This is a genomic window from Enterobacter sp. IF2SW-B1, assembly GCF_001743375.1.
GTDB classification, from domain to species: domain Bacteria; phylum Pseudomonadota; class Gammaproteobacteria; order Enterobacterales; family Enterobacteriaceae; genus Enterobacter; species Enterobacter bugandensis.
Map to the genome: position 1 here is coordinate 648721 of NZ_MJAA01000001.1, position 11755 is coordinate 660475.

The following is an 11755-nucleotide window of genomic DNA, read 5'->3' on the forward strand; positions in this document are numbered from 1 at the left end:
GTCAGTCAAAGCGCCACCAGAACCGCGTAAGCCTCTACTGCACCAACGCAATCAGTTCCTTGAGCAATTGTTCCGGCTGTTCGCCGCTGAGTTCAGCGTCAACCGGCAGATACCACCAGTTTTCTTTCGCAAAGGCACGGCATTTCACCGCATCTTTTTCGGTCATAATGAGCGTCTGGCCAGGCGCGGTAAGCGCCTCAACCTGCTCTGCCACCAGCGCCTGATGGTCAGCCAGCGGAACGCGTTTTTCCAGCCGGGCGCCACACTGCTCCAGCGTCGCGAAGAAGCGCGGCGGATGACCAATACCCGCCATTGCCACCAGCGAAGGCAGTTCTGCAACCGCCCGGCGTTCACCCGTCACCAGGTTGACCGCCATTCCCGGTAACAGACGCATAGGAATTTCACCCGCCTCGGCTTCACCACCGTTAACAATCACCGCATCAACGGACTTCAGACGCGAAGCGCGTTCACGCATGGGGCCAGCGGGCAGCCACCAGCCGTTGCCGAAACGACGCACGCCGTCGATAACTACAATCTCTTTATCACGCGCCAGAGCGTAATGCTGCAGGCCATCGTCAGTAATAATGATTTGTACTGCATGCGCGGCAAGCAGCGCCTGCACGGCGTCGCTGCGCACCGGGGAGACCGCAACCGGCGCGCCGGTACGCTGGAAAATCAATACTGGCTCATCACCCGCTTCTGCGGTCGTGGTTTCCGCCGACAGCAGCAATGGGTAGTGCGCCGCTTTACCACCATACCCACGCGACACCACGCCGGGGCGGATGCCGCGTTTTTGCAACTGCTCCACCAGCCAGATCACCACTGGCGTTTTGCCGTTGCCGCCCGCCGTGAGGTTACCCACCACGACTACCGGAACCGGCGCGCGCCAGGCATGCTTGATCCCCAGACGGTAAAACAGGCGAATAATGCCGCTCACCAGGCCGTACAGCCAGGAGAGCGGCAAAAGCAGCAGCCACAGCGGGGATTCACCGGACCAGATGCGTGCAATCATTCGCCGAACTGCATCTTATGAAGCTGGGCGTAAACGCCACGATGTTCCAGCAGATCGGCATGGCTTCCGCGTTCAACAATGATGCCGTCCTCAACCACGACGATCTCATCTGCCTGCTCAATAGTGGACAGACGGTGCGCAATCACCAGCGACGTACGGTTCTTTTGCAGTTCATCCAGCGCCGACTGAATCGCGCGTTCAGATTCCGTATCCAGTGCAGAGGTTGCTTCGTCCAGGATCAGTATCGGGCTATCGCGCAGCAGCGCGCGCGCAATGGCGATACGCTGGCGCTGACCGCCGGAGAGCAGTACCCCGTTTTCACCGATTATCGTGTCCAGACCGTTATCCATCTTGTTGATAAAGTCCATTGCATACGCCATACGCGCGGCGTTCTCAATCTGCTCACGGCTGTACTCGTCAGTGCGCGCATAAGCAATGTTGTTGGCAACCGTATCGTTGAAGAGATGCACGTTCTGAGAAACCAGCGCAACCTGGTTACGCAGCGACTGCAGGGTGTACTCCCGCAGATCGTGACCATCCAGCAGGATCTCACCTTCGTTAATATCGTAGAAACGAGTGATGAGGCTTGCAATGGTGGATTTACCGGAGCCGGAGCGGCCTACCAGCGCAACGGTTTTACCTGCCGGAATCGTCAGGTTGATATTGCGCAGAGCCGGCGTTTCGCGGCCTGGATAGGTGAAGGTCACGTTGCGGAACTCCACGTCGCCACGCGCGCGCTCTACCTCGCGTGTACCTTCGTCTTTTTCCTGTTCAGAATCCAGAATGCTGAACAGCGTCTGGCAGGCGGCCATCCCGCGCTGGAACTGGGCGTTCACGTTCGTCAGGGATTTTAGCGGGCGCATCAGGGCAATCATCGAGGAGAAGACTACGGTGATAGTACCCGCCGTCAGCGTCTCCATTACGCTCGGGAAGCTTGCCGCATAAAGAACGAACGCCAGCGCCAGTGAGGCAATCAGCTGAATGATCGGGTCAGAGATGGAAGAGGCCGAGACCATCTTCATCCCCTGCAGACGCATTTTGTTGCTGACTTTGTCAAAGCGTTTGGTTTCAACTTCCTGACCGCCGAAGATCAACACTTCTTTGTGCCCTTTCAGCATCTGTTCTGCGCTGGTCGTCACCTGCCCCATGGTGTTCTGCATATTCTTACTGATATTGCGGAAGCGCTTTGAGACAACGCGGATAGCAATGGACACGACCGGTGCCAGCACGATAAGGATCAGCGACAGCTGCCAGCTGTAATAGAACATCATTGCAAACAGACCGATGATCGACGCTCCTTCGCGCACGACGGTAATCAGCGCGCTTGAAGAGGAGGAGGCAACCTGCTCTGAATCGTAGGTAATACGAGACAGCAGCGTCCCGGTGGATTGCTTGTCAAAGAATGAGACCGGCATGCCCATCATGTGGCTGAACAGACGACGGCGCATGGTCATAACCACTTTCCCGGAAACCCAGGAAATGCAGTAGCTGGAGATATAGCTGGTGATACCACGTAAGATCATCAGCCCGATAACCACCAGAGGCATCCATAGCAACACTGAGCGATCCGTTTTACCAAAACCGTCGTCCAGTAACGGTTTGAGGAGCGATAACATAAAAGTATCGCTGGCTGCGTTGAGGATTAACGCTACACCCGCCACGATCAGGCCTGCTTTAAAGGGAGCAATCATCGGCCAGAGTCGGCGGAAGGTTTGCCACGTGGAGAGATCTTTGTCGTTATGCATTCAAAAAACCAGCATTTGTTGAAATAGCCGCATATTCTACCCGTTATCTACGGGCGCGCCAAACCACTGATGATACCAGGGGGGTAAAAATTGATCCCGCACGCGCCGGATTTGCCAGCGATGGTGCGAAAATGTCACCGATATTTGCCCGGAATGGGGGGTATCGTGCCAGATATATCCCTCTTTTCGATAGCGCCGGACTACTTTAGCAGACGGGAATCGCCATGCGTTATAGCGGGCCGCTGAATCCAGAGCTATCAGCCCCTCAACCCGCTGTACCAGCGGCAATGACGACGAGGTATTGCTGCCGTGATGAGGTACCTGTATGAGGGTGGACGTCAGATGCTGCCAGTAATGGCTAAGCATAGCCTGTTCTGCCTGTGCTTCAATGTCTCCCGTCAGCAGAACGCTCTGCTCGCCGTCGTCAATTTTTACCACGCAGGAGTGATTGTTACCCTGAGCCGGATAATTTTCAGTGGGCCAGTGGACGGTGAACGTTAACCCCTGCCATTGCCATCTTTGCCCGCGAAAGCAGGGACGATGCCCGGTCTGGTGCAACGGACTTCTTACCCACATTTCGGGCCATGTTTTTTGCAGCGATACAAGGCCTCCCGCATGGTCGAGATGCTCATGGCTGAGAATAACGCCTTCCGGCTGCAGATGATGCCAGCGCAGCCATGGAATAATTAACCGCTGTGCACTATCCCCGCCCGGCCAGGCAAGCCCGGTATCGTAAAGAATGGCTTTTCCCTGTCGTTCAATAACCATTGCCAGTCCCTGCCCCACGTCCAGCATATGGAGCGTCCAGGCGTCGCTTTTCGCCGTCCGCCAGAGGGGAGAAGCCAGCAAGACACATCCCGCCAGACAAACGGCAGGAACGGTTTTCCAGGCACGGAAACGCCAGCCGATGAGGATAAGCCACGGCAGTAACGTCATGTACTGCCAGCGCTGGTCCACACTCTGCCAGCCGTCTGGCAGGCGCATCAGCAACCAGAACAACCCGGCAAGCGTCTTATCGGCTGCATACCAGATGCCGCTTTCCAGCCCCGCCAGCGGCAGCAGATGGAGCAGCATGCCGAGTAAAATCAGCGGTACGCAGACAAACGTCACCAACGGCACGGCAAAGAAATTGGCGATCAACGATGAAATGCTAAAGCCATGGAAAATCAGAACCTGTAGCGGCATGAGAAGTAACAGCATGCCGACCTGCAGATAGACAAGGTTCAGCAGCGGACGTATCCGGCGAGCCCACTGCCAGTGAGGAAGCGGCAACCACTGAAACCAGAAAATCAGCGCGGCGACGGCAAATGCAGACAAAAGCAGACTCTGCGAAAGTATGGCTAAGGGATCGCTTATCAGGATCGCCGCGACACAGCAGATCCACACCTGCCATGGAGACCATTGCCTGGAACCGATCCGCAGCGCCGCCAGTACAGCAAGTGCGATAACCGTGCGTAGCGCGGGCGGTTGCAGACCGGTCAGCCAGGCGTAGAAAGCAGCAAAGAATAACCCCGCCAGCAGAGGCATTTGCCAGTTGACCCGATGGCAAGGTAATAAAAACTGAAGCCCGCGCACAAGAAACCAGACGATGGAGGCCGCCAGCGCGATATGCAGACCCGAAATCGCCATCAGATGCAGCGTGCCGGTTTCACGCATCAGGTCTTTTATTTCCCTGGGGACATTAAGACGTTCTCCCATGCCCAGCCCGAGGATAACCGCGCCCCAGCGATAAACTGAAAGTCGGTTTTGCAGCGATGTCAGGTATTGCGCTCGCAGGCTGCAGCGTCCATCGATGAGTTCTGCATGGGTAAAACGCCCACTTAGCGTTTGATGGCGGGCAATAGCGCTGCGCTGGGGGTCATACCCTCCGTCATTCAGTTCGCCGTGTACAGGCCTGAGCCGGAGCGTCATCGCCCAGCGCTGACCGGCACACGCTTTCTGCGGCAGATAATGACCATAAAGCGTGACGCCCGTTGACGCCCACCAGCGCTGGCCATCAACGGTGAGTATTTTTCCCTGATGCACAGTGGCACCATCAGTCGCGGCGACCTCCACCTCGGCCTGCACGGCACCTGCGGTTAAATGCTGCATCGGCCAGACGCTCTCTTGCGCGGCCAGAATGCCCCACACGCAAAATAACAGCGTCATCCCCACATACTTCAGCCGTACGTTTTGGCGTGCGGCCAGTGCAACCCCGCCAGCCATCATTATCCAGATGGTATAACGCGATGGCAGTTCAGGTAGCCAGAGTAACGGGGCTATCGCCAGAATGGCGCAGATACCTAAAGCGGGAATTCCCATTGCTACCTCCCTGTTTCTGGGTGGCAGTATGCGGGCAGATCGAGCGGGGTGTCAGGTGTGAAAAATACAATCTACAGCAAACGCTGCAAGGTTTTTAGCGCGTTGCAGAAAACGCGACTTAAAATGCGAGACACCTTCAGAATGAAAGTGACGGAGACAAAAAAAGCACCCGCAGGTGCTTTCTTTCGAACCCAGTTTAACCGGCTGGCTAAACTCAGTTGCCGTAAATATTGGCGCGATCGCGCAGTTCTTTACCCGGCTTAAAGTGTGGAACGTACTTCCCTTCCAGCTCGACTTTATCACCAGTTTTCGGGTTACGCCCGGTACGTGGAGCACGATAGTGCAGAGAAAAACTACCGAAACCGCGGATTTCAATGCGCTCGCCCTGGGCAAGAGTGGAGGCCATATGCTCCAGCATCTCTTTTACGGCATCTTCCACTGCCTTGGCAGGGATATGCGGTTGCTGACTGGCAAGTCTTTCAATCAATTCTGACTTGGTCATGATTCCTCCGGTTCCTTTCAAACCAATTAGCTGAACAGCTCATTAAACAAGGGCGGCCGTAGCCGCCCTTTGTTATTGATTACAGGACGAATCCTGCAATCTGTCAAGTCTGCTCATCATCCTTCGCGCTGTAAATGCGTTACAGCTCAAATGATGCTGAGAACCTGATATTACTCGCCTTTAGCTGCTTTGAAAGCTTCAGCCATTGCGTTGTTAGAGAAGTTTGCATCTTCCTGTTTGTTAACAGTTGCGATTGCATCTTTCTCATCAGCTTCGTCTTTAGCACGAACAGACAGGCTGATTGCACGGTTCTTACGGTCAACACCGGTGAACTTAGCTTCAACGTCGTCGCCTACGTTCAGAACCAGAGTGGCATCTTCAACGCGGTCACGTGAAGCTTCAGAAGCGCGCAGGTAACCTTCAACGCCGTCAGCCAGTTCTACGGTTGCGCCTTTAGCGTCAACTGCAGTCACTTTACCGTTTACGATTGCGCCTTTCTTGTTCAGTGCAACCCAGTTGTTGAACGGATCTTCTGCGAGCTGTTTAACGCCCAGGGAGATACGCTCACGCTCTGCGTCAACCTGCAGAACAACTGCAGCGATTTCGTCGCCTTTTTTGTATTCACGAACTGCTTCTTCGCCTGCAACGTTCCAGGAGATGTCAGACAGGTGAACCAGGCCATCGATGCCGCCGTCCAGGCCGATGAAGATACCGAAGTCAGTGATAGACTTGATTTTACCTTCAACACGGTCGCCCTTGTTGTGGGTTTCCGCGAACTGCTGCCATGGGTTGTTTTTGCACTGCTTCAGGCCCAGGGAGATACGACGACGTTCTTCGTCGATATCCAGAACCATCACTTCCACTACATCACCAACGTTAACAACTTTGGATGGGTGGATGTTTTTGTTGGTCCAGTCCATTTCGGAAACGTGCACCAGGCCTTCAACGCCTTCTTCGATTTCAACGAAGCAGCCGTAGTCGGTCAGGTTGGTTACGCGACCAGTCAGTTTAGTACCTTCTGGGTAACGCTTAGCGATAGCTACCCATGGATCTTCGCCCAGCTGTTTCAGGCCGAGGGATACACGAGTACGCTCGCGGTCGAACTTCAGCACTTTAACAGTGATTTCGTCGCCCACGTTCACGATTTCGCTTGGGTGCTTAACGCGTTTCCACGCCATGTCGGTGATGTGCAGCAGGCCATCAACGCCGCCCAGGTCAACGAATGCGCCGTAGTCAGTGAGGTTCTTAACGATACCTTTGACTTCCATGCCTTCCTGCAGGTTTTCCAGCAGCTGATCGCGTTCTGCGCTGTTTTCGGATTCGATAACGGCACGACGGGAAACAACAACGTTGTTACGCTTCTGGTCCAGCTTGATTACTTTGAACTCAAGCTCTTTGCCTTCGAGGTGCAGGGTGTCACGGACTGGACGAACGTCTACCAGTGAACCTGGCAGGAACGCACGAATACCATTCAGCTCAACAGTGAAGCCACCTTTAACTTTGCCGTTGATAACACCGACCACAGTTTCAGCTTCTTCGTAAGCTTTCTCCAGCGTGATCCATGCTTCGTGACGTTTAGCTTTCTCACGAGACAGCAGGGTTTCGCCGAAGCCGTCTTCTACTGCGTCCAGAGCAACGTCAACTTCGTCACCAACCTGGATTTCCAGCTCGCCCTGGGCGTTTTTGAACTGCTCAGCCGGAATGGCGGACTCAGATTTCAGACCGGCGTCAACCAGTACTACGTCTTTGTCGATAGCAACAACAACACCGCGAACGATGGAACCCGGACGGGTTTCGATTTCTTTTAAGGATTCTTCAAACAGTTGAGCAAAAGATTCAGTCATGTTTAATCTTCAGGTTAATATTAACGTCCACCTGGCTCCGTGCCGGATGGGGTTGTTTCACATACCCGCCGTCAATCCATTGCAGCGGGGGTACTGCTAAATCGGTCGCGATTACGCGAGTGCCAGTTTTTGGCGCGCATATTGTAGCGCTTTTTCAATCACTTGCTCAATAGTTAAACTGGTTGAATCCAGAACTAATGCATCTTCTGCAGGAACAAGCGGTGCGACGGCGCGGTTACGATCGCGGTCATCGCGCTCTTTTATCTCGGATAAAAGGCGATCAAAGTTAACACTAAACCCCTTTTCCTGCAACTGAAGCATACGGCGTTGAGCACGTTCTTCCGAAGAGGCGTCAAGGAAGATTTTTACTGGCGCATCAGGGAAGACCACGGTTCCCATGTCGCGTCCATCAGCGATCAGACCCGGGGCTTCACGAAACGCTCGCTGGCGACGCAGCAGCGCCTCACGAACGCGTGGGAAAGCCGCCACCTGGGAGGCCGCATTAGCGACTTCCTGCGTACGGATCTCGCCGCTCACGTCTTCCCCTTCCAGGATCACTTCCAGGTTGCCATCGGTAGAAACAAAACGCACATCCAGATGCGCAGCCAGCGGTACCAGCGCTTCTTCAGAGGCGACATCCACGTGATGATGCAGCGCAGCCAGCGCCAGCACGCGATAGATTGCTCCCGAATCTAAAAGATGCCATTGCAATGCTTCCGCCATCGCTTTGCACAGAGTACCTTTCCCTGCGCCACTCGGCCCATCAATGGTGATTACCGGGGCAACTGCCGTCATCTTTTTCTCCTTAAATAAGGCATACCGTTAACATGAACGCCGCGCATTATACGCGCCAACGTGCGCAACTGTTACCTTTGCGTGCAAATTACGGAATGATAGAAGCAGAGTGTAGAAGAAATGAGCGGGAAAGATCGTCAGGAAGCGTAAGGAAATGCCGCATCAGGTGATGCGGCAAGACTTCATCATGCCAGGGTGCTAATGCGCGCCAGCTGTTCGAAATAGTCCGGGAAGGTTTTCGCCGTACATTTCGGATCGAGAATGGTCACAGGGGTATCGGACAGCGCCACCAGCGAGAAACACATCGCCATACGGTGATCGTTATAGGTCCCGATTTCAGCAAAGTTCAGTTTTGCCGGAGGGGTAACGCGAATGTAATCTTCGCCCTCTTCTACCTCAGCGCCGACTTTACGCAGCTCGGTTGCCATCGCGAACAGGCGGTCCGTCTCTTTTACGCGCCAGTTATAGATGTTGCGCAGCGTGGTGGTGCCTTTGGCAAACAGCGCCGCCGTGGCAATGGTCATCGCCGCATCCGGGATATGGTTCATGTCCATGTCGATGGCGTTCAGCTCACCGTGGGTACAGGAGATGAAATCATCCCCCCAGGTGACAACCGCGCCCATTTTTTCGAGCACGTCAGCAAAACGAATATCGCCCTGCACGCTGTTGCGGCCAATGCCGGTCACTTTTACCGTACCGCCTTTAATCGCGCCAGCGGCAAGGAAATAGGATGCGGATGAAGCATCGCCTTCAACCAGGTAGTTGCCCGGCGACTGGTACTGCTGCGCGCCGCGAACCACGAAACGCTGATAAGACTGGTTTTCAACCTCAACGCCGAAGGTTTTCATCAGATGCAGCGTAATATCAATATACGGTTTGGAGACCAGCTCACCTTTAATCGTAATAACCGTATCCTGCGGGGCCAGCGGCGCGGTCATCAGCAGCGCCGTCAGGAACTGGCTGGAGACGCTGCCGTCAACCTCGACGGTACCGCCGGTAAAGCCCCCGCGCAGACGCAGTGGCGGGTAATTTTCCTGCTCCAGATACTCAATCTGCGCGCCGCCCTGACGCAGGGCATCTACCAGATGGCCGATCGGACGTTCCTTCATGCGCGGCTCGCCGGTCAGCACGATGTTATTGCTCCCGAGGCACAGGGCTGCCGCCAGCGGACGCATCGCGGTACCCGCGTTACCCAGAAACAGCTCAAGCTCTTCACTCGCCTGCAGCGCGCCGCCGTTGCCGGTCACTTCGCAGCGGGTGCGATCGTCAGAGAGTGTGTAATGAACGCCCAACGCTTTCAGCGCATTGAGCATATGGCGCACGTCATCGCTGTCCAGCAGGTTGGTGAGGACGGTGGTGCCGTTTGCCAGAGCTGCCAGCAGCAGAGCGCGGTTCGAGACACTTTTTGAACCAGGCAGATTGATGGTGCCATCTACCCGCGCGATAGGTTGTAACGTCAGGGATTCCATGAAAACTAAACTCTCAACTCAACATAATAAAAACCCCGCAGGGATGCTGCGGGGGTGAAAAACAGCAAATTAACCGTGACGACGTTCGAAGTCGATCATGAAATCGGTCAGGGCGTTAACGCCTTCCAGCGGCATGGCGTTATAAATGGAAGCACGCATCCCGCCAACCACACGATGGCCTTTCAGCGCGTGCAGACCCGCCGCGAACGACTCTTCCAGGAACACGCTGTCCAGGCTGCTGTCTGCCAGCTGGAACGGTACGTTCATGCGGGAACGGTTCGCTTTCGCCACATCGTTACGGTAGAAATCGCTCTTGTCGATCGTGCCGTACAGCAGTTCGGCTTTCTGCTGATTGATCTTGTCCATCTGCGCCACGCCGCCGTTTTGCTTCAGCCATTTGAAGACCAGGCCGGAGAGATACCAGGCAAACGTAGGTGGGGTGTTGAACATGGAGTCGTTGTCATTCAGGACGGTGTAATCCAGGATTGACGGGCAGGACTTATGGGCTTTCCCCAGCAGGTCTTCACGGACGATGACAATAGTCAGCCCAGCAGGACCGATGTTTTTCTGAGCACCTGCGTAAATGACGCCGTAGCGGCTGACGTCCAGCGGAGTGGACAGAATGGTTGAAGAGAAGTCCGCCGTCACAATGACATTGTCGCCAAAGTCTGGCTCTTCGTGAATGGCGATGCCGTCGATGGTTTCGTTCGGGCAGTAGTGGAGATACGCGGCGTTGTCAGACAGCTGCCACTCGCTCATCGGCTTCACGGCGCGCAGACCGTCAACGGTCACTTTGGCGTCGATAACGTTCGGCGTGCAGTATTTGTGCGCTTCTTTTAACGCACTGGCTGCCCAGTAGCCGGCATCGACATAATCAGCGGTGGTTTTGTCGCCCAGCAGATTGAGCGGGATGCCCGCAAACTGACCGCGTCCACCGCCGTGGCAGAACAATACTTTGTAGTTCGAGGGAATGTTCAGCAGATCGCGAAAATCCTTTTCTGCCTCTTCCGCCACCTGAATAAACGCTTTACCACGGTGGCTGATTTCCATCACCGACGTACCCAGACCGTTCCAGTCACACAGTTCCTGTTGAGCCTGTTTGAGTACGTCTGCCGGTAACATTGCCGGACCTGAACTGAAATTAAAAACTTGAGCCATTTCCCCTCACCACGCTAAAAGCCATAAGTTATAACTGTGGATATCGGTTTTATCATTCAGTGACACGCGCCGCAATGTCTAAAACTTATGACCGGGGAAATGTGCCCTTCGTCACACAAAACAATCTGCCGCCTCGTCGTCACAAAACCGACAAAATCGCTGTCAGACGAGGCGTTTAGCCCGGCTAACCTTTGTCCATTCCGGATTTGCACAACGAGGGCATAATTGATGATCGCCCGCATGCATCCCCACAACATGACTACATTTTATACATGCATACTCCCCGGTTTCAGGTATCACCCTGAACCGTTCTACTAACATATCCGGCAGGATACACAGGCCGGGCTTAACGTCGTCATCAGCATAGTAATAGACGCTGATTTGCCCATTGGTTTCCATGATCGCCAGCCGCACCTGTCCGAGCTGTTCAACGCTATTCAGGCGCAGCTCCATAAAGAACTCAAACTCGGTCATATTGGCGCTTTGCACATTTTCCCAGGCCAGCTGACCGTCCTCGACAATTACGACCGGTTTCCCTTCAAGCAGATCTTCCAGCTTTTCACTTTTTGACATCAGCCACATCACCAGCCGGTAAAGCAAGGCGAGGGAAACAAAAACGATAAACACCGGCACCATCGGCACGTCGTCATAAAACGCGACGTCCCCCGCCGCCGAGCCCAGCGTCAGGATGATCAGCACTTCAAACAGCGACATCTGACGAACGCCACGACGACCGGTAATTTTGAGAAACAGGAAGACGAGTACGAAGGTATACAGGCTGCGCAGCGCCACTTCGCCCAGAAATTCAGGTGGAACTTTATCAAACGCCATCCGCTGGAGATCAAATGCTTTCATTTTTCTATGCCTTAACAGTCAGTTACTGCTACTAAGCATAGCCCAGCCATTTATTTTCGCCGGAGATAGCACCC

General features: G+C 54.6%; 9 protein-coding genes. All 9 read right to left on the bottom strand.

Annotated elements, in window-relative coordinates; translation table 11 throughout:
• Positions 1-34 precede the first annotated feature (34 nt).
• Positions 35-1012 (bottom strand): tetraacyldisaccharide 4'-kinase, encoded by a 978-nt coding sequence (lpxK, locus tag A6013_RS03260; protein WP_069732544.1) that lies wholly within the window; start codon positions 1010-1012, stop codon positions 35-37.
• The gene (msbA, locus tag A6013_RS03265) at positions 1009-2757 is read right to left on the bottom strand and encodes a lipid A ABC transporter ATP-binding protein/permease MsbA (RefSeq protein ID WP_028012570.1); all 1749 of its coding nucleotides are present in this window, start codon (positions 2755-2757) and stop codon (positions 1009-1011) included. The genes lpxK and msbA overlap by 4 nt, the downstream gene beginning before the upstream one ends.
• Positions 2758-2793: 36 nt before the next feature.
• Entirely contained in the window at positions 2794-5058 is a 2265-nt protein-coding gene (locus tag A6013_RS03270) for a ComEC family protein (protein WP_069732545.1), read from the bottom strand.
• Between the two features lie 214 nt (positions 5059-5272).
• Entirely contained in the window at positions 5273-5560 is a 288-nt protein-coding gene (gene ihfB, locus A6013_RS03275) for an integration host factor subunit beta (RefSeq protein ID WP_008499965.1), read from the bottom strand.
• Positions 5561-5730: 170 nt separating this feature from the next.
• Entirely contained in the window at positions 5731-7404 is a 1674-nt protein-coding gene (gene rpsA, locus A6013_RS03280; protein ID WP_008499966.1) for a 30S ribosomal protein S1, read from the bottom strand.
• Between the two features lie 111 nt (positions 7405-7515).
• Positions 7516-8199 carry a (d)CMP kinase gene (gene cmk / locus A6013_RS03285; protein WP_013097305.1) on the bottom strand — a complete coding sequence of 228 codons (684 nt, stop codon included), beginning with the start codon at positions 8197-8199 and terminating at the stop codon, positions 7516-7518.
• Positions 8200-8384: 185 nt separating this feature from the next.
• The gene (aroA, locus tag A6013_RS03290; RefSeq protein ID WP_047362721.1) at positions 8385-9668 is read right to left on the bottom strand and encodes a 3-phosphoshikimate 1-carboxyvinyltransferase; all 1284 of its coding nucleotides are present in this window, start codon (positions 9666-9668) and stop codon (positions 8385-8387) included.
• 69 nt (positions 9669-9737) lie between these two features.
• Entirely contained in the window at positions 9738-10826 is a 1089-nt protein-coding gene (gene serC, locus A6013_RS03295; protein WP_069732546.1) for a 3-phosphoserine/phosphohydroxythreonine transaminase, read from the bottom strand.
• Between the two features lie 162 nt (positions 10827-10988).
• Entirely contained in the window at positions 10989-11681 is a 693-nt protein-coding gene (locus A6013_RS03300; RefSeq protein ID WP_028012566.1) for a DUF421 domain-containing protein, read from the bottom strand.
• Positions 11682-11755: the final 74 nt, after the last annotated feature.